We start from the raw sequence: 19,802 nt of genomic DNA, 5'->3' as shown, positions 1-19,802 counted from the left end.
TGCAGTGTCTGTTAGAATGCATGTAACAAATAGCAGAGACTGTACTTTTTGAAATATAAAAAGCGCAGAGATAGGAGAGGTTTATGTCATTTACAGCAAAGATGTTTCGCATGGTATCCGGAAAGGCAGATGCCAAGCGTGACGCAAACTTAGTCGTACCGGAGGATGTAACCGCAGTCTATGATATCAATTACGCCGGGAATGCGGATGCTTATAACTTACTGGATGTGTATTATCCAAAGGACACCGATCATCTTTTGCCGGTCATCGTCAGCATCCATGGGGGCGGCTATGTCTATGGGACCAAAGAAATCTACAAATATTACGGTATGTATTTAGCCCAGCAGGGATTTACTTTTGTCAATTTCAATTACCATCTGGCACCGGAAGCCAAATTTCCGACCCAGTTGACGGAAACGAATATGGTGATGGAGTGGATGTGCGATCATGCTGATGAGTATCATCTGGATCTAAATAATGTCATTTTGGTGGGCGATTCTGCCGGATCCCAGATGACAAGCCAGTACGCAGCCATCGCGACCAATGCAGATTACGCAAAATTATTCCCCTTTACGGTGCCGGAGGAAATCAAGATACGTGCCCTTGGTCTGAATTGTGGTATGTACACCCTGACCATTCTGGGTAAGGATGGCAAGGTCAACAAGATGAACAAGGAATTATATGGCGATTATCTGGGCAAAGATTTTGATTTTTCCAATGAAAAAATAGATGTGCTGGGGCATATCACCGCCGATTATCCGCCGACTTATGTCATGACATCCTATTATGACTTTTTGAAGGAAAACGCCCAGCCTATGTATGAATTTTTAAAAGGCAAGGGCATCCCTTGTGCATGGAAATGCTATGGATCAGAGGATAAAAAATATATGGCGCATGTCTGCCATGTCAATATGAATCTGGAAGAGGCAAAAGAGATCAATCAGGATGAATGTGCATTCTTCCGAAAATATCTGGTGTAGAAAATTCAAACTGCAAGCAGCCTTGTATGAGAATAAAAGAAAAGGAGACAAGAAGATGGTGCATATTACAGATGCAAGTATGCAGAAATTTGAAAAAGAGCATATCGCAAAGGTGCGCGAGGTTGCACCGGAATGTGCGATACTCTTAAAGAGCAATGGAGATTTTCCTTTGGATGCAGCAGGCAAGATCGCGCTCTTTGGCAGTGGCGCCAGAAGGACGATCAAGGGCGGAACCGGATCCGGGGATGTCAATGTCAGAGCCTATACGACCGTAGAGCAGGGATTGGAGAATGCTGGCTTTGAGGTGGTGAGCAAGGCTTGGCTGGATGCTTACGAAGAACATATGACAAAGACAAGAAAAGAATGGATCACCGCCATGAAGGCAGAGGCGGCAGCCGCAGGCATCAATGGTGTTATGTATTGCATGGGAAAGGTCATGCCGGAAACTGCCTATGAATTTTCATTGGAAAGCGATGCGGACATCGCCATCTATGTACTGGCAAGAAATTCGGGTGAAGGCGCTGACCGTACCATGGTAGCGGGCGATATCAATCTGACCGAGACCGAGATCCGCGATATTCTGGCATTACAGAAGCAGTATGACAAGTTCCTTTTGGTATTAAATGTTGGTGGCATGGTAGATCTGACACCGGTAAATACCGTAGAAAATATCCTGCTCTTAGGACAGTTGGGAACACCGACCGGCGATGTTTTGGCAGACCTTGTCCTTGGCAAGTCTTACCCATCCGGTAAACTGGCTATGACATGGGCGCCGATCGCAGAATATCCATCAACCGAGGGCTTTGGCGATCCGGATGATACCTACTATCGTGAGGGTATCTATGTGGGCTATCGTTATTTTGATACTGTCGGAAAAGAAGTGACCTATCCATTTGGTTACGGACTTTCTTACACGACATTTGCTGTTGAGACAAAGGATATTGTCGCAGATGAAAAGCAAGTCACAGTCACAGCCCAGGTGATAAATACAGGAAAATGCGCAGGCAAAGAAGTGGTACAGGTCTATGCCAGCCTGCCGGAAGGAGACCTTGACCAGCCTTATCAGAAACTGGTCGGCTATGCCAAGACCAAGGAAGTGGCAGCCGGAGAGAGCACAGAAGTTTCTGTCACTTTTGCAACCCAGACCCTTGCTTCCTTTAGTGAGAAGGACAGCGCCTATATCATGGAGGCAGGTGAATATGTCATCCGTCTGGGAAGTCATTCCAGAGATACCATGGTAGCAGGCATCCTGACCTTAGATGACAAGGCAGTCCTGGAAAAGACCAAGCACATCTGTGAAGGCTGGGGCTTTGATGATCTTGTGCCGGAAAAAGTTGCTTTCAACCCAGATGGCGAGGAAGAACAGAAAGAGGCTGCAAAACATATTGCATTATCCGCAGCCAAGTTTGAGACCGCGACTTATACTTACCCGGAAGTGGCAGCGGAGATCCCGGAGGGACAGACTTTTGATTTTGCAGAAGTGCTTTCCGGTAAAAAGACTTTGGAGGAATTTGTCGCAGGACTTTCGGATAAGCAACTGGCTTATCTTGCCATTGGCAATTATAAGGATGTACCGGAAGGCGCGGGGGCAGAATCAGTCATCGGTGCAGCAGGATCCCATGTGGCAGGTGCCGCAGGCGAATCTACCAGCCGTCTGGAAGATCTTGGCGTTGGCGGACTTTACATGGCGGATGGTCCGGCAGGACTGCGTCTTGCTACTTCCTACAAGATCGTGGATGGCGAAATCAAGGGCAATGCCAATGCTTTTGCCAACTTTATGGAATTTATGGGCGAGGAAGAACTCGAGATGATGGCGTCTATGGCACCAAAGCCATCGGAAGCGGAACTTGCAGCACCGGAAAACTACCAGTACTGTATCGCAATCCCGATCGGCACGGCTTTGGCACAGGCTTGGAATGATGATGTCGCGGAGATCTGTGGCGATATGGTCGGACAGGAAATGGAAATGTTCGGTGTGCATCTGTGGCTGGCACCGGCACAGAATATCCAGCGTTCCCCGCTTTGCGGACGAAACTTTGAGTACTATTCTGAGGAACCGATCGTCAGCGGACGTACCTCCGCTGCCGTGACGCGCGGTGTGCAGAAGCATCCGGGCTGCGGGGTTACCATCAAGCATTTTGCATGCAACAATCAGGAGACCAACCGCTTCTTGTCCAACTCTGTTGTCAGTGAACGTGCCCTACGTGAGATCTATCTCAAGGGATTTGAGATCTGCGTCAGAAGTGCAAAGCCGGAGGCTATCATGTCATCCTATAACCTGGTAAATGGCGAGCATACCTGCAACAGCAAGGATATCCAGACCCACGTACTTAGGAATGAATGGGGACATGAGGGCATTGTCATGACAGACTGGTTTGTGACCGGTGGAATGGGCAATGGTGCAGAACACCGTGATAACAAGTATGAGACAGGATCTGCCGCAGGCTGTGTCAAGGCTGGCAACAATATCACCATGCCGGGCGGATCGAGTGATCTTGCGGACATCCTGGACGCATTGACCAATAAGGAGCATGCATATGCCCTGACCAAGGCAGAATTGCAACAGAATGCCATGACAGTCTTAAAGGAAGTCATCAAATTGAGAAAATAAACAGAAAAAATAAATTCATACGACGGATACGTTTGGAAACCCAGACGTATCCGTTTTTTTTATACACTAGATGCTCTACTGACATAAAACATATACACTAAGCATAGAGATAAAAGAAAATATGCAAAAAGTACAAAGACTTATGCAAATTTACTATATTTATGTATATAAATTACATGGGAAATACCATACACTAAGCGTTTTGACGATAAAAACAGGTCGTGGTAGATTTCTTATTGTATAAAGTGTATAGTTCTTCTTGTATATACAGTAACAAAACCGGCAGAGGAGATCCGCTTATGAAATCAAACAAAGAAAAGATCTATGACTTTATTCAGATGCATGATACGGCAGAAAAAGAGGGAGGTGTGTCAACGACATATATCGCACAGGCGCTATCTTTACAGCGAACCAATGTCAGCAGTCTTTTGAATGCTCTCGTGGAAGAGGGAAGGATACATAAATCCAATGGCAGACCAGTTCTTTATTCCATTGCCGGTGTCAGCCGGGGGGATGAGGAAGAATGTTTTTGCAAGATGACAGGATGGCAGGGCAGTTTACAGCATCCGATCCAGTTAGCCAAAGCAGCAGTCTTATATCCGGGCAGAAGCCTGAATATCCTGATCGTGGGAGAAAAGGGAACCGGAAAGAAAGAGTTTGCACACCTGATCTACGAATATTGTCTGGTAAAACAAATTTTTTCAGCGGAGAGTCCTTTCTTACAGATGAATTGCAGGGACTATCAGGGCAGTGCCAAAGATGCCAGGGAAAAACTCATGGGCGAGCGGCAGAGTGGCATGTTAAAGGATGCGGAGAGCGGTATCTTATACATGGATAATGTGCAGTATCTGGACGGTGGACTCTTGCGGGAGATCGCCTCCTACAGCGGAAAGCCCGGAAGGAAAGGGCTTTTGATCGCCAGTTGCACACCGAACGCACAGCCGGCACAGGAGGAGTTTCAGAGTGAATTTCCAATCGTTATTACAATGCCGAGGATCACAGAACGACCGATCGAAGAACGTATGGAAATGATCCAGACACTTTTTTCGACAGAAGCCTCGCGGGTAGGCAGGGAACTGGTCGTAAAGGAAGAATTGATGCGCTGCCTGCTCTTATATGAATGTCCTGAAAATTTTCAACAGTTGAAGCGGGATATCAAGATTGGTTGTGCCAATGCTTATGTGAGGGAACTGGCAAATGACCGGAGGATCACCCTCTATGTCAGCGACTTTGAACCGACCATACGTCAGGGAATGTCCCGTTTCGGACAGATGAGGGAGGAGATCGAAAGACTGATCCCGGAAAACAGCACCTTTACCTTTGACGGCAGTCGGATGCGTGTCAGTGAGACAGAGACCAAAAATATTTACAAGGAATTGCGGCAAAAGGCAAAGCAACTGGAGTCGGAGGGCATTGAGGATGAGGATATCAAGATGCTGCTCAGCACCGAAGTGGAAAGAGCCTTTGGCAAATATCAGCAAAAACTGATCCATGAAGTCCGCAGCCGGAAAGAATTGGAACTCATTGTAGATGAGGAACTGATCGACATGGTGGAGAGATTTCTGGCAAAAGTGGAGAACGCAAGGAACAAAAAGACCGACGATGCCGTATTTTTTGGACTTTGTCTGCATATGAAAAATGTAGTGAATGGTACAAAGACGACAGAGTCCATGGATCGGCTGGAAATATCTGAGGTCGTTACCAAATACAAGCAGGAATATATGCTAAGCCTTGCCTTTGCGGAGGAGATACAGGAAGTCTATGGCAGACAACTGACCATAGACGAGGTTATTTTGATCACCATGTTTTTGTGCTACGAACCGCCAAAGCAGACGGACAAGGGACAGACGGTTATCCTCTACGCCTTTTATGGCAAGGACATTGCAGCATCCATTGTGCGTACGATCACCGAGATCACAGGATTTAACCATATTTTTTCCTTTGAGGTATCGCACCGTCAAAGCGAGACGCAGATCTATGAGTCTTTGAAAAAATGTATTTTGGAGATTGAGCAAAAACAAGGTGTGTTCATAGTCTATGACAGTGATCTGGTGTCCAAAGTGGCAGAGGAGATCTCTGCGGAGACAGGTATTATGATCCGTCTTTTCCCGGCACCGGTGACGACCCTGGGGATCGAACTGGCGAGAAAGGCAATGATCTCATCCAACCTGGATGCCGTTTATCGGGATGCCATGAAAAGTGTCGGTGATTTTGCCACCAGCCATGAGAAGTATCTCATCACTTTATGTACTACGGGCAAGGGTGGCGCGGAGGAATTAAAGACCTATATTGAGCGCTACGGTCACATGGAGGATGTGCAGATCATTCCTTTATCCATGAGTAATCCCAAGGCTTTGCAGGAGGCATTTCGTGACCTGATGCGGCGTGGAACCATACTTTGTGTGGTAGGAACCTTTGATCCAAAGTTATATTCCATTCCTTTCTGCTCGATCACGGAGGTTTTTACGACACCCAAAGAACGTTTGCCGGAACTTTTGCGAAAGACCGAGTCCAAGGATTATGAGGTCGATCATCAGGAAGTCTTTCATTATCTTGCCGGGCAGTTTAGCCATGCGGAGATAAAAAAGGTAGAGTCATCGGTAGAAGCATTTTTACAGGAGGTCGATCAGAAATTAAAACATATGACGCAGGATGCACAGATGGGACTATTGGTTCATACTGCCTGTTGTATTGAGCGTTTGGCATCCGGGGAGACTTCACCCGAAAATCCAAAGCGCAAGGCAATTCTGCATCAATATCACAAAGAATTTCAGCAGCTGCTTCGGATGCTAAGACCGATGGAAAAAGCCTTTCACATTATCTTTAGCGACGACGAGGTGGCAAATATGCTGATGATCATATATCAGATATAAAACAAAGGAGGTTACTATGAGCGAAGAATTACAGGAAGCATTGGAAGAGATTTCCATGTTGATCATTGCTAATTCCGGAGCAGCCAGATCGGCGGCATTTGAAGCCTTACAGGCTGCCAAAAAGAAGGATTTTGCACAGGCGGATCAACTGATGGAAAGCGCGGAAAAGAGTTTACAGACAGCCCATGAGGCGCACCGGAAACTCTTGCAGATGGATGCAAAAGGTCAAGTGGACAGCGTCAGCATTCTGCTTTGCCATGCACAGGATCATCTGATGGGAAGTGCATTAGCGGGGGATCTCATCAAGGAAATGATCCTTTTATACAAGGAAAAATAAGGAGGGGCATATGGAAAGGAAAGTGTTATTGATATGCGCTGGGGGCATGTCAACCGGGATTCTGATGAAGAAAATGGAAAAGTATGCAGAGGACAAAGGCATTGAGCTCAAGATCGACGCAGTGGGGATGTCCGCATACGAAGATTCCTACAAAAATTATGATGTGATCCTTTTAGGACCGCAGGTGTCTTACAAAAAGGAGGAGATCGCACAGGTAACGCAGATGCCGATCGCCGTGATCGCAGCCTATGATTACGCTATCGGTAATGTAGACAACATCATGAAACAAGTGGATGAGATCTATCCACAGTAATATCCGGTAAGGGTTTTTAGGGAAAGGAAAAGGAGAAGGATATGAGTAATTTATATGAAAGCAAATTCATGCAAAAAGTAAAATCCATAGGCGAAAAATGTGCGGGTAACAAAGCGATCGCAGCAGTATCTGCCGGTATGATGATGGCAATGGGCATCATCCTGATCGGCGCTATTTTCCAGTTGATCGCGATCATCCCGACTTTCTTTGGGGCGTGGACGACGGACGATGCGATCTATAACATCTTATTGGTACCATATGATCTGTCTATGGGGCTGATCTCTGTTTATATGGCATTTACCATTGCCTATTCTTATGCCAAGTCGCTTAAGATGCAGGCACTGACCAACGCATTAAATGCCATGTTGATCTTTTTGATCGTTGCAGGACCGATCAAGACGGTAGAACTGGCGGACGGAAGCAGTTTTACCGGTATTGACAACTCCTGCTTGGGTGCTGTGGGTATGTTCACAGCCATCATCATTTCGCTCTGTACCGTCAAGATGGCGCATTTTTGTGAAAAGCATCATCTGATGATCAAGATGCCGGATGTCGTGCCGAAATTTTTGCAGGACACCTTTGCATCTTTGATTCCACTGGTTATCAACATCGCGATCTGGCATACGATCGGAAGCATCTGCTTGAATGTCATGACGATCTCTCTGCCATACGCGATCTCTTATCTCTTATCTGCACCGCTTGGCGCACTGACCAGCGTACCGGGTATCATCATTGTCGTATTGGTTGCAAATGTCCTCTGGACTTTTGGTATCCATGGAACCATGGTTGTTTATATCGCCATTATGGCACCGCTCATGGAGTACATAGCCAACAATGCTGAGCATGTATCCAAGGGTGAAGCACTCGTCTTTGTACCGGTTGCTTTGTTTGGTATCATGAACTGCTGTGGCGGAACGGGAAATACCTTGGCACTTTGCGTCATGGGTCTCTTCTCCAAGTCTGAGCAGATCAAAGCAGTCAGCAAGGCGGCTGTTGTACCGGGTATCTTTAATATCAATGAACCGGCAACTTTCGGTTATCCGATCATGTATAATCCGACACTTGCTATTCCATTTGTGATCAACCCATTGATTACCATGATCATTTGCTACTTTGGTTATATGGTCGGCTTCTTTAAACCGGCGTTTACCATGATTACAGCGACCTTACCGGTCGGCGTATCACCATACCTGTGTACCTTATCCTGGACCAATATCCTGATTCCGGTCATTGCCTTTATCGTGGCATGGGTGGTATATCGTCCATTCTTTAAGGTATATGAGCGCGATCTGATCGCAAAGGAGCAGGAAGCAAAAGAGGTGGCTTAATGAATGCAGACTTTTTATGGGGTGGCGCGATCGCTGCCAACCAGGTAGAAGGTGCATGGAAGGATGATGGGAAGGGAGAGTCGATCTCAGACCATATCACCGCGGGGACAAAAATGTCTCCGCGGCGATTTACCAAAGAAGTGAGGGAAGGCGAACACTATCCCAGCCATCATGCCATAGACTTTTACCATCATTATAAAGAGGATATTGCCCTGTTTGGGCAGATGGGATTTCAGGTACTGCGTCTGTCTATTGCGTGGACACGCATCTTTCCTATGGGGGATGAGGAAAAGCCAAACCAAAAGGGATTGGATTTTTACCACGCCGTATTTGCTGAGTGTAAAAAATGGAACATCCGTCCGCTGGTGACACTGTCACATTATGAAATGCCTTACCATCTGTGTCAGGCATATGGCGGTTGGCAAAATCGTAAAGTTATAGACTTTTTCCTGCGTTATTGCCGGACGGTTTTTACAGAGTATCAGGATGAGGTCGATCTGTGGCTGACCTTTAATGAGATGAATACTTTAGTCAGTCGTTTTGGAACCCTGCTGGGAGCAGGAATTTTGCCGGAAGATGGAGCAGATATGTTTGGGCTTGGTCGTATGCAGACGCCGGAGACAAAGGAAGAAATGCAGGCGCGTTTTCAGGCACTCCATCATCAGTTTGTGGCAAGCGCAAAGGCGGTAGCCTTAGCCCATGAGATCAATCCGAAAAACCGGGTGGGCTGTATGTTGTCGGCGGCAGGAGTCTATCCATATACCTGTTCACCGGATGATATGTTAGAAGCACAGTGCAGATGAAAAAAAGCAACTGGTTCTGTGGGGATGTCTGCATCCGCGGGGCATATCCTTATTATATGGAGCGTTTTTTTGAAGAAAATGCTATTGCCATTGTCAGCAAGACAGAGGATGCTGACATTTTAAAAAAGGGCTGTGTGGATTTTTTCAGTTTCAGTTATTATACTTCGCGTTGTGTGACAAGAAATGCCGAGGTACAAAAGACTGCCGGCAATATGATGCTGGGCGTGCAAAATCCGTATTTAAAGGCCAGCGAATGGGGATGGATCATCGACCCCAAGGGGCTGCGCTATCTGCTCAATGCGATTTATGACAGGTATCAGATTCCGGTCATGCTGGTAGAAAATGGCTTGGGCGCGGTCGATCAGTTGACGGAGGACGGATGTATCCATGATGATTACCGCATCGCATATCTCAAGGCACACATTGAACAGATGAAGGAAGCCATGAAAGACGGGGTGGACCTGATTGGTTATACGCCATGGGGCTGTATCGATCTGGTCAGTGCCAGCACAGGAGAGATGAAAAAACGTTATGGTTTTATCTATGTAGATCTGGATAATGAGGGCAAAGGATCCGGAAAACGTATAAAGAAGGATTCCTTTTACTGGTATCAGAAGTGTATTGCCAGCCATGGCGAGGAATTATAGATATAAGAGGGTGGATCATATGGTTACAAAACAAGTGGAATTTATCAATAAGACAGGACTTCATGCAAGACCGGCATCGGATTTTGTCATGCTGGCAAAAAAATATGAGTCTAAGATCACGATCTGTAAGGAAGGTGGAGAGCCGGTCAATGCCAAGTCGGTCGTGCGTCTTTTGGCAGAAGGAATCGGGCAGGGAACAAAAGCGGAACTTGCAGCAGAAGGTCCGGATGAGGCAGAAGCGATCGAGGCTTTGGTAGATCTGGTTGCCAGCGGATTTGGAGAATAAGGGGACAGCGACTATGGGCGAGAGACAGAAGTTTTTATGTGGTAATGCCGTATCCAAAGGGATTGCGATCGCAAAAGCATATAGATATGAACCATTGGATCTGAAGGTCAGCAAAAGCAAGTGCGACAAGGAGAAGACAGAAGCCGAGTGTCGGCGCTTTCAGTTGGCAAGGGAGCAGGCAAAGGAGGAATTGCAGGTTCTTTATGCTGCTTTGGAGAAAGAACACCCGGATCAGGCGAAGATCTTTGTGGCGCATCAGGAAGTTCTGGAAGATGAAGAAATGACCGAGGAGACGGAGAATGTCATAAAAGAGGATTGCTTGACGGCTGAAAGTGCAGTTGATACAATATTCAACCAGTATGCCGATCTCCTAAAGCAGGTAGAGGATCCACTGATCGCAGGCAGGGCGGCAGATTTTTTGGATGTTAAGGCAAGAGTGCTTCGCCTTTTACTGGGAAAAGAGGAAAAAAGACTGGATCATTTTGCCGAGGATGTGATCGTGGTGGCGCATGACCTTTTGCCGAGCGACACTGCCAATCTGGATCGCGACCATGTCAAAGGTCTGATCACGGAAGTGGGTGGTTCCAATTCGCACTGCGCGATCTTAGCCAGAAGTTTTTCACTTCCGGCGATACTGGGAGCAGAAGATGCCATGACGCAGATCCAGGACGGACAAGACCTGATTCTGGATGGTCTGACCGGTCAGATATGGCTGGATTTTTCCCAAGAAGAAAAAGAGCAGTATGAACAAAAGCGACAGTTGTGGAAAAAACAGATAGAGGAGGAGCAGACCTATTTGCTTCGTCCGGGAGCAACCAAAGATGAGGTAAAGATCGCGCTGGGGATCAATGTAGGATCGGATGCGTACGATACAGCAGGGGCGGCATATGATTTTATCGGTCTTTTCCGGACGGAATTTCTGTATATGGAAAACGACCATATGCCGACGGAAGAAGAACAATTCAGTGTCTACCGTCGTATCTTAGAAGGTGCAAAAGGCAAGCCGGTGACCCTGCGGACGCTGGATATCGGAGGGGATAAGACCCTGCCGTATTTTTCCCTGCCAAAAGAGGATAATCCATTTCTGGGAGAGCGGGCGCTGCGTTTATGTTTTTCCCACATGGAGATCTTTGAGACGCAAATGCGTGCGGCACTCAGGGCATCTGTCTATGGAAATTTACAGATCATGTTTCCCATGGTAGGCAGTATGGAGGATATCCGCAAGGCAAAGGAAGCGGTAAGAAAGGTCATGGATGCACTGGAGCAGGAGGGGATTGCCTATGATCCAAAGGTTAAGATCGGTGTCATGATCGAAGTCCCAAGTCTGGCTTTGCAGGCAGATCTTGTTGCGCAGGAGGTGGATTTTGCCAGTATCGGATCGAATGATCTGACCCAGTATGTATGTGCGGCAGACCGCATGAACGCTGCCATGGAGCCTTACTATCAGACTTATGCACCGGCGATGGTTCGGCTCTTGGGCTTTGTTTTTGAAAGTTTTCAGAAGGCAAACAAGCCGATCTCTGTATGTGGTGAGATGGCGGGAAATCCCAAGGGGGCGGCACTTCTGGTCGGACTTGGCGCGAGAAAACTCAGTATGAATGCTGCCATGCTGGCTGCAGTAAAAGCAGAATTGGCAAGGCACAGGATAGACGAATTAGAGAAAATGGCAAAGACCTGTCAAGAACTTTGCACAGAAAAAGAGATTAAGGAGCAGATGGAAATGTAAAAGAAAGTTAAGAGGTTTTTTATGAAAAGAAGAATAGCAAGCAGATGTCTGGCTGGTTTATTGACCCTTATTCTTACAGTGACGACTTTGGGAACATCTTTGGTCGAGGCGTCTACAGGGGACATTGATGCCGCAATCGTAGCGGAATCATTACAGGTGGCAAAGCAGGTCGAAGCAGAGGGCATCGTTCTTTTGAAAAATGAAGACGGGGTGCTGCCACTTGCAGCAGAGCAGGCTGTCAGTGTCTTTGGAAGCGCAGCGATCGATCCGTATTATGGCAGTTCCGGTTCCGGATCGATCAAGTCGGATACCATGATCGGATTTTATGATGCGCTTTCTGCAGCAGGTATTACATATAATGATACCCTTTATCAATCTTACCGGACTTGGTATGGAAAGAACGGCAATCATAAAGAAATGCCCGTCAGCGAGTTGGATATGACCCAGGCAAGGGAATATGCCGATACAGCGATCCTTATGATCGGAAGATCCGGGAGCGAAGGAAATGACCTTACCCTGGAAGAATTGCAGTTGAGCGCGGATGAAAGCAGTCTGATCGATACAGTGGCAAAGACTTTTGATCATGTGATCGTATTGTTTAATATTGCAAATATGATGGAGATGGGATTTTTAGAAAATTACCCATCGATCCAGGGGGCTGCGATCATATGGACACCCGGTGAAGCGGGCATGGAATCGGTCGCACAGATGTTGGCAGGGCAAATAAATCCATCCGGAAAACTACAGGATACGATCGCATATCATGTATCGGATCATCCATCTACAGCAAATTTTGGCGATTATACTTATGCGGATCAGAAAGCCAACTTTGTGGAGTATGAGGAAGGCATTTATGTCGGCTATCGCTATTTTGAGACCTTTGGGGTTCCGGTCCAGTATCCGTTTGGCTTTGGACTTTCTTATACAGAATTTGCATGGAGCGATATCAGCTTTGATAAAAACGGAAGGGACTGTCAGGTGGCAGTGACGGTGACGAATTGCGGAGAACGTGCCGGTAAAGATGTGGTCCAGATCTATGTCAGCCTGCCATATCAGGCAGGAGGTGTGGAAAAAGCGGCGACACAGTTGGTGGCTTTTGTCAAAACGGATCTTCTGGAGCCGGGAGCAAGTGCACGCTATACGGCAACCTTTGACATATGGGATTGTTCTTCTTATGATGCTGACGGCGAACAGGCATATATTTTAGATGCCGGTGATTATACGGTGCGTGTGGCACATGATGTAAAAGATAGTGAGTGTGATTTCTCTTATGCACTTGGGGAAAAACTGGTAAAGAAAACGGATGAAGTATCCGGTGCAGAGATCAAGAATTTATTTTCGGATGCTTTCTGTGATCAGATGACGGTTCTGTCAAGAATGGATCCGGTGGGGACATATCCGACCACACCTGTCAATGAGACCTGTCCGGTTGATATCAGTGATATGGATGCTGCTGTAGCACCGGAAACGGATGCGGATGCCGTGGCACCGACGATTGGAGCGATTTATGAGGATAAGATCATGCTGCAGGAAGTGGCTGTGGATCCATCATTAGAGGAGGCATTTTTAGATCAGTTGACTTTGGATGAGATGATCGATCTGATCTGTAACTGCGGCTATAAGACACCGGGCGTAGATCGTCTGGGAATTCCAAAGACAAATGATAATGACGGACCGGCTTCCGTAAAAGGAGCAGGCGGTCTTTTGTATCGGGACTCCGGTGTGGCATGGCCGGCAGGGGTATGTCTTGCCTGCACATGGAATGTAGATCTTGCCTATGCACATGGCGTGCGCTGTGGTATCGAGGCAAAAAATATAGGTACAAATATCTGGTATGCACCGACGGCAAATATTCATAGAAACCCAAAGGGTGGACGCAATTTCGAATATTTTTCCGAAGATCCGATCGTTTGCGGAAAGATGGCAAGCGCCATTGTGCAGGGGGCACAGTCGCAAAACCTGACAGTTACAGTAAAACATCTGGTCTTAAATGAGCAGGAGAAAAACCGCTGGGGGATTTTGACCTGGGCGGATGAACAGACGATACGGGAGATATACCTAAAGCCTTTTGAGATAGCGATCAAGGAAGGCGGAGCAAGAGGTGTCATGTCTGCTTACAGCCGTTTGGGAAAGACCTGGTGCGGCGGAAATGATGTACTGTTAAAGGATCTTTTGCGTACAGAGTGGGGCTATTCCGATTATGTGATCTCAGACTTTTCCGTACATGGTCTGTATGGAAGTTATATGAATCCTTTACAGGCGACATATGCGCAGAATGATGCAAATCTGACAGGTATTTATGCAGTCCAGTTTTTATCTATCAAAAAAGCGATGAAGCAGGAGTATAAAGAAAATCCGGTAGCCTTTGGTACAGCCATGCGGGCGTGTGTAAGAGACATTATCCATATGAAAATGGCATCCAGTGCATTCTCTAGGCAGGTGGGCACATCGGAAAGCATACACATTGAAGGTGAGACGGCAAAGGTCAAGGGTAAGTCTGTCAAGAATGCCGGGTTTACGGAAAAAGCAGATGGTGCAAGTCAGGGATATGTGCTCTGCAATCTGTCCAAGAAAGGCAATGTGGCAACATGGACATTTGATGTAGCGGAAGCAGGAACCTATGATTTGACTATGGCATTGGCAAGTACAAATCTGATCGGGAAAGATGTGGCGTTAAGTAAGCAGATCAATATGCAGGTCAACGGCGTGGATACGGATGTATCGGAGATAGAGATTTTGGGCAGTGGCGTTTTGAAATATAATCAGTTCGCTAGCTATGGCCCATTGCAGGTAGATCTGCAGGCAGGGACGAATACGATCACTTGGACAGTGATTGGGTATTCGGTGCCAAATGTAGACTATGTGGAATTATATAAAGTAACAGAGTAATTAGGATGCTCAAGTCATCCATGGCGGATCAGGCGTATGCTCTCTGCCATGGATGATTTTGCCATTTCGGTAAACGCATCTAAGGACAATTCCGGGTTGTTCTGGCGGAACCAGTAGGCGTACAGTCCCATGATGCCATTGGCTATGTATTCGGTATAATACTCCTTTTGCTGATCCGAAAGTGTACTGTCCGGATTGGATGCGAGGATACAGTATTTGATGGCAGCGACACCATCCTCGAAAAAGGCAGAGCAGCTTGGCTCTGTAAAGATCACGCGGTAAAAATCCATTTTGTCCCGCACGACATTGGTCAGCCCATCAAATAATGTATCGAGCTGTACGTTTTCACAATTCTTTAACTGTTCTGCAATCATGTTACGTGCAAGTTGCTGCATTTCTGAAACGAGGTCTTCAATACATTCATAATGCAAATAGAAAGTCCGCCGGTCAATATCTGCTTCACGTGTCAATTCTGAGATTGTGATTGCATTGTAAGGCTTTTTTTTGAGTAATTCTACGAAAGCATGGCGCATTGCTTGTTTTGTTTTTTCGATGCGTCTGTCTGTTTTTCGTGCTTTTTTTCCTTCCATGATAAAAACTCCCCCAAAGTTAATGCACAGAAATGGTACAGGCTGTGCATTTCTACTCATTTGTATGATGGTTGGCGATTGTTTTATTCGCCCATATGTCTATATAATAATAACATAAAAATGCACAAAGTGTGCAGAAATTATTAAGGAGGGGTTTGGTATGGGTATTTTGTACAATGTACCGGATTTAAAGACCTGGGGCTTTATGGCGTTTGTTTTATTAGCACTGATTGCTTTTAATGAACTGGGCAGAACAAAAAAATGGGGAGGAATCTTATTATTTGTTATTGTACCATTGGTGCTTACCATTGCAATCTGGCCTACAACAGCTGCACCGGGTAATGAATATGGAACAGGTAACTGGTTTAACTGGGTTAAGACTTACTCTGCACTGGCAGGTTGTGTCGGCTTTATGTTGATTCGTTTCTGTCCAAAGATTGAGCACAGCAAGTTTGCTATGTACTTCCCACCAATTATTTTGGCAGCAAATATCTGCGAAGCAGTTATGCGTGATTTCCAGGTATTCTCATGGGGATTGACAGAAGGCGGATACGTTGACAACTTATGGACTATTTCCGGACCTTGGAACGTAATGAATGGTATTGCAGGTATCTTCAATATCTTATTGATCTGTGGTTGGTCAGGAATCTTCGTATCAAAAGAAAAATCTCGTGATATGATGTGGCCAGATATGGACTGGATCTACATTTTGACCTATGATTTGTGGAACTTTGCATATACATACAACTGTATTTCAGACCATTCTGTATACTGTGGAATGTTGCTTCTTTTGTCTTGTACTATTCCTTCATTCTTCATCAAGAGAGGATGTTGGTTACAGCACAGAGCACAGACATTGGCACTTTGGATTATGTTTATCATGACAGTACCTACCTTCGCAGATCGTGTAGCACCAGTACCTACAACACACAATCCAACAGCATTCTTTGTCGTAAGTTTCCTTGCACTTGCAAGTAACGCAGGTCTTTTCATCTATCAGGTATACGTTATTCGCAAGAATAAGAAGAACCCACTTAAGGATGAACTTTATACAGAAACAGCACATTACAAGAAGATTGTTGCTGAAAACTAAAATTTCATAATCTCACTTATATAGCTGAGCCGCCATTTTTATGGTGGCTCAGCATTTTTCGCTTTCATGGTAGAGGTGTTGTGAGGTTTCTGATTTTGAACAAGGGAAAGCGTTTTGCTCGTGTTATACTTGTATAAAATCGAAAAGTGCATCTATACTAAATGGAGGATAAAATATGAATCAACATGTAGATAAAGCAATGGAGTTAAGAAACGAGATGCCAATGGTAAATAACTGTGCACAGACCATCATGCGTGTCTACGCAGATGAACTTGGCATGAATGAGGAACAGGCGGCAGCCATTGGCTGCAATTTTGGCGGTGGCATGAAATGCGGTGGTACTTGTGGAGCAATCACAAGTGGACTGATGGTGTTAGGCGCTATGGGCATAGATTCGCCAAAAGTTGTTGGAGAATATCGCAAACGTATGGCAGGTATGCATGATGGATTGACAGACTGTGCGGCGTTATTGCAGGAAAATGCCAGAAAAGGTGGCGAGAAAAAGGTACATTGTGATAATATGATTAAGGAGTCCATCGAACTGATTGATGAACTCACAGAGAATAAATAAGGAATGGAGCATCAAAATGGATATTTTTGATAAGATTGAATTACAGGATTGCCCAATCTGCGGAGGCGCAGGACTGTTGGAAGAGGAGAATGGCAACAGCTTTTATGTGGCATGTATGGATTGTGGCAGCCGTTCTGTAAATATTGATTACAAAGAAGAAGCAAAACGTGAAGATGCAGCACAGCGCGCTGCAGACTTGTGGAATACCGGAAAAGTAATTTCCAGTCATCCGGGAGAATAAAAAAAGAAGCCGCAAGGCTTCTTTTTTATATGCTTATATGTGCCTTAGATATTTTTTATTGTATAGCATTATGCAGCAGAGTAAGCACTGTATTTACGTCATCCACATTCATTTGACCAGGGGCAGAAATTTTGCCAACAGCGGCAAATGTCATGGAGGAACCGAATACCTCACCGCAGAGACGACTGAGGACACCGGTATCTGCCATAGACATGGTTATAATTGGACTTGTGGCATGACAGCGTGTCATTTCTTCTGTTGCGGAGAGGAGTGTCAAAACATCTTTTTTGCTTTGTGGCATGACAGCGATTTTGGGGATATCAGCCCCCATGTCCTGCATTTTACATAGACGCTGGAGGATGTCCTCTTTGGAAGGTGTTTTGTAAAAATCATGATTAGAAGCAATGACTTTTACACCAGCAGCGTGCGCACCGGCAATGATTTCGGATACTGTATCATCACCAATAAAAATCTCAACATCAATAAGATCGACATTACCGGTTTGGGACGCATGAATATTTAATTCTTTATAGGCATCAACGGAAATAGATTTTTCGCCACCTTCTGCGGAAGTCCGGAAAGTCATGAGCAGTGGTGTTTCACCAAGGATGTTACGAAGTTCTTTTAATACATCTTCTACTTGCGTAAAATCAAAGACACCCTCAAACCAATCAGCACGCCATTCTACTACATCAAGTGGAATGGCATTAAAGGAACGTGCTGTAGTAAGAATTTCTTCCTTTGTCACACCAACGATGGGAACGATAATCTTTGGCATTCCAGTACCGATTTCGATATTTTTTACTTTTACAGGATTCATAATGTATTCTCCTACTATAATATGCATGTAAAACCTAACTATAATGAATGTACTCGTTGTTTTGCATAAATGCAACTGCCTTTTGATAAAAAATGACTTTATCACTTTAAAGTCAAAGAGTACTTGAATTCAGACCTGCCATACGTTATGATGGAAGAAATTCGTGAAGTCATATAGATATCTGTGATTTTACATAAAAGAAGGCAGAGGACTTGAAAAATGAAAGATTTGGAGAAGTTAGATTTTAATATTTTTCTGATTGGCTTTATGGGCGTTGGAAAAAGTACAGTTTCAAAGGCTTTACAGCGTATGTTCGCCATGGATGTGGTGGAAATGGATGAGATTATTGCAAAACGCAATGGCATGAGTATATCAGAGATTTTTGAGCTACACGGAGAGGAATATTTCCGTAACGAAGAGACTGCGTTTTTGCGAGAAAGTCGTGAAAAAAAGAACATGATCGTGTCGTGCGGCGGTGGTGTACCGATGCGCCAGGTGAATGTGGATGAGATGAAAAAGAGTGGTAAGGTAGTGCTTCTTACAGCCAACCCGGAGACGATTTTAGAACATGTCAAGCATAGCCATGACAGGCCACTTCTGGAAAATAATAAGAACGTAGATTATATTGCAGAACTGATGGAAAAGCGCCGGGAAGCTTATGAAGCAGCTGCTGATATCGTCATTGCTACCGATGGTAAGAGCGTCTATGATATTTGTGAGGAAATCATTACAAAGGTCAATCAGTAGCGCATAATGTTGTTGATACGAGAATAAACTACAACATATAGAAAAGAGGAAAAAAGATGGGAAAAGAGATTACAGGACATACAGGGCTTTTATGTTTGCTTGGAAGCCCGGTGGCACACAGTATATCGCCGGCAATGCACAATGAAGCATGTAAGCAGTTGGGATTGGATTACGCGTACTTAGCGTTTGATGTGCCGGAAGAGAAGATGCCGCAGGCGGTAGAGGGACTTCGTACCATGGGAGCGCGAGGTTGGAATATTACGATGCCGGGAAAGAATATTATGTGCAAATTAGCAGATAAGCTTTCGCCTGCATCTGAGATTTCCGGTGCATGCAACACCATTGTTAATGAGGATGGTGTACTGACTGCATATACGACGGATGGCGTAGGTTTTATGCGTGCTGTTAAGGACAAGGGTGTAGATATCATTGGAAAAAAGATGACACTTCTTGGCGCTGGCGGAGCTGCAACTGCTATTTTGGTGCAGGCTGCGCTTGATGGCGTGGCTGAGATTCAGGTATTTAATATTAAGGATGCTTTTTGGGAGCGTGCGCAGGATATTGTGAACCAGTTGAATGAGCGTACTGCGTGTAAAGTGACGCTGCATGATTATGAAGACCCAGAGGTGCTTCGCGCAGCCATTGCGGACAGTGCGATTCTTGTCAACGGCACATCGGTTGGCATGGCTCCAAAGACGGATGCAACCATTATTACAGATACGACAATGTTCCAACCGGATCTTTTCGTATTTGATGTCATCTACAATCCAAAGGAGACGAGACTTCTGCGCGAAGCAAAGGCAGCAGGATGTAAAACATCCAATGGTATGTATATGCTTTTGTACCAGGGAGCAGCATCTTTTGAACTGTGGACAGGACAGGAAATGCCGGTGGACATCATAAAAGAAAAGTATTTTTCATAAGTAATGTGAAAAGCATAAAAAACG

The 19,802-nt window shown here is 45.5% G+C and carries 16 protein-coding genes and 1 pseudogene; 15 read left to right on the top strand and 2 right to left on the bottom strand.

The features are described from left to right. Positions 1-83: 83 nt before the first annotated feature. The 10 genes and pseudogenes from DW996_RS07340 (at position 84) to DW996_RS07295 (ending at position 14,793) form a co-directional block, all read left to right on the top strand. Positions 84-980: an alpha/beta hydrolase gene (locus DW996_RS07340; protein ID WP_118281713.1), complete on the top strand. Its 897-nt coding sequence runs from the start codon at positions 84-86 to the stop codon at positions 978-980. Between the two features lie 55 nt (positions 981-1,035). Continuing rightward, positions 1,036-3,591, top strand: a complete 2,556-nt coding sequence (locus DW996_RS07335) for a glycoside hydrolase family 3 C-terminal domain-containing protein (RefSeq protein ID WP_118535516.1) — start codon at positions 1,036-1,038, stop codon at positions 3,589-3,591. A gap of 299 nt (positions 3,592-3,890) precedes the next feature. Continuing rightward, entirely contained in the window at positions 3,891-6,464 is a 2,574-nt protein-coding gene (locus DW996_RS07330) for a PRD domain-containing protein (RefSeq protein WP_118535299.1), read from the top strand. A 16-nt stretch (positions 6,465-6,480) separates the two neighbouring features. Further along, a complete protein-coding gene (locus tag DW996_RS07325; protein ID WP_118281715.1) occupies positions 6,481-6,801 on the top strand; it encodes a PTS lactose/cellobiose transporter subunit IIA in 321 nt (106 codons plus the stop codon). Positions 6,802-6,811: 10 nt separating this feature from the next. After that, complete coding sequence (locus DW996_RS07320; RefSeq protein ID WP_118281716.1) at positions 6,812-7,114, top strand: PTS sugar transporter subunit IIB; 303 nt, start codon at positions 6,812-6,814, stop codon at positions 7,112-7,114. A gap of 41 nt (positions 7,115-7,155) precedes the next feature. Beyond that, on the top strand, positions 7,156-8,442 hold the full coding sequence (locus DW996_RS07315; protein WP_118281717.1) for a PTS sugar transporter subunit IIC: 1,287 nt from the start codon (positions 7,156-7,158) through the stop codon (positions 8,440-8,442). Continuing rightward, positions 8,442-9,892, top strand: a pseudogene (locus tag DW996_RS14820) (glycoside hydrolase family 1 protein). The gene DW996_RS07315 and the pseudogene DW996_RS14820 overlap by 1 nt, the downstream one beginning before the upstream one ends. Positions 9,893-9,911: 19 nt before the next feature. Beyond that, the gene (locus DW996_RS07305; protein WP_118535298.1) at positions 9,912-10,178 is read left to right on the top strand and encodes an HPr family phosphocarrier protein; all 267 of its coding nucleotides are present in this window, start codon (positions 9,912-9,914) and stop codon (positions 10,176-10,178) included. A 13-nt stretch (positions 10,179-10,191) separates the two neighbouring features. Further along, the gene (gene ptsP, locus DW996_RS07300; protein WP_118535297.1) at positions 10,192-11,904 is read left to right on the top strand and encodes a phosphoenolpyruvate--protein phosphotransferase; all 1,713 of its coding nucleotides are present in this window, start codon (positions 10,192-10,194) and stop codon (positions 11,902-11,904) included. Between the two features lie 21 nt (positions 11,905-11,925). Continuing rightward, positions 11,926-14,793, top strand: coding sequence for a glycoside hydrolase family 3 C-terminal domain-containing protein (locus DW996_RS07295; protein WP_118535296.1), 2,868 nt, complete (start codon positions 11,926-11,928; stop codon positions 14,791-14,793). A gap of 14 nt (positions 14,794-14,807) precedes the next feature. Here DW996_RS07295 and DW996_RS07290 read toward each other — a convergent pair whose 3' ends face one another. Next, positions 14,808-15,383 carry a TetR/AcrR family transcriptional regulator gene (locus DW996_RS07290; RefSeq protein WP_158575259.1) on the bottom strand — a complete coding sequence of 192 codons (576 nt, stop codon included), beginning with the start codon at positions 15,381-15,383 and terminating at the stop codon, positions 14,808-14,810. Positions 15,384-15,543: 160 nt separating this feature from the next. Between DW996_RS07290 and DW996_RS07285 the strand changes: the two genes are divergently transcribed. From DW996_RS07285 to DW996_RS07275, 3 genes are all read left to right on the top strand, one after another. Further along, positions 15,544-16,476, top strand: a complete 933-nt coding sequence (locus DW996_RS07285) for a DUF5692 family protein (RefSeq protein ID WP_118535294.1) — start codon at positions 15,544-15,546, stop codon at positions 16,474-16,476. Positions 16,477-16,651: 175 nt separating this feature from the next. Next, complete coding sequence (locus DW996_RS07280) at positions 16,652-17,047, top strand: C-GCAxxG-C-C family protein (RefSeq protein WP_118281724.1); 396 nt, start codon at positions 16,652-16,654, stop codon at positions 17,045-17,047. 16 nt (positions 17,048-17,063) lie between these two features. Beyond that, a complete protein-coding gene (locus DW996_RS07275; protein ID WP_118281725.1) occupies positions 17,064-17,288 on the top strand; it encodes a Lar family restriction alleviation protein in 225 nt (74 codons plus the stop codon). A gap of 55 nt (positions 17,289-17,343) precedes the next feature. Here the strand turns inward: DW996_RS07275 and aroD are convergent, their stop codons facing one another. Further along, positions 17,344-18,108 carry a type I 3-dehydroquinate dehydratase gene (aroD, locus tag DW996_RS07270; protein WP_118535293.1) on the bottom strand — a complete coding sequence of 255 codons (765 nt, stop codon included), beginning with the start codon at positions 18,106-18,108 and terminating at the stop codon, positions 17,344-17,346. A gap of 219 nt (positions 18,109-18,327) precedes the next feature. On the opposite strand from aroD, the gene DW996_RS07265 reads away from it, so the two are divergent. Next, the gene (locus DW996_RS07265) at positions 18,328-18,855 is read left to right on the top strand and encodes a shikimate kinase (RefSeq protein ID WP_118281727.1); all 528 of its coding nucleotides are present in this window, start codon (positions 18,328-18,330) and stop codon (positions 18,853-18,855) included. A gap of 56 nt (positions 18,856-18,911) precedes the next feature. Next, on the top strand, positions 18,912-19,778 hold the full coding sequence (locus tag DW996_RS07260) for a shikimate dehydrogenase (RefSeq protein WP_118535292.1): 867 nt from the start codon (positions 18,912-18,914) through the stop codon (positions 19,776-19,778). Positions 19,779-19,802: the final 24 nt, after the last annotated feature.

Source organism: Roseburia sp. AM51-8, assembly GCF_003478275.1.
Lineage (GTDB): Bacteria > Bacillota > Clostridia > Lachnospirales > Lachnospiraceae > Pararoseburia > Pararoseburia lenta.
This window is presented reverse-complemented; position numbering and strand designations above follow the sequence as displayed.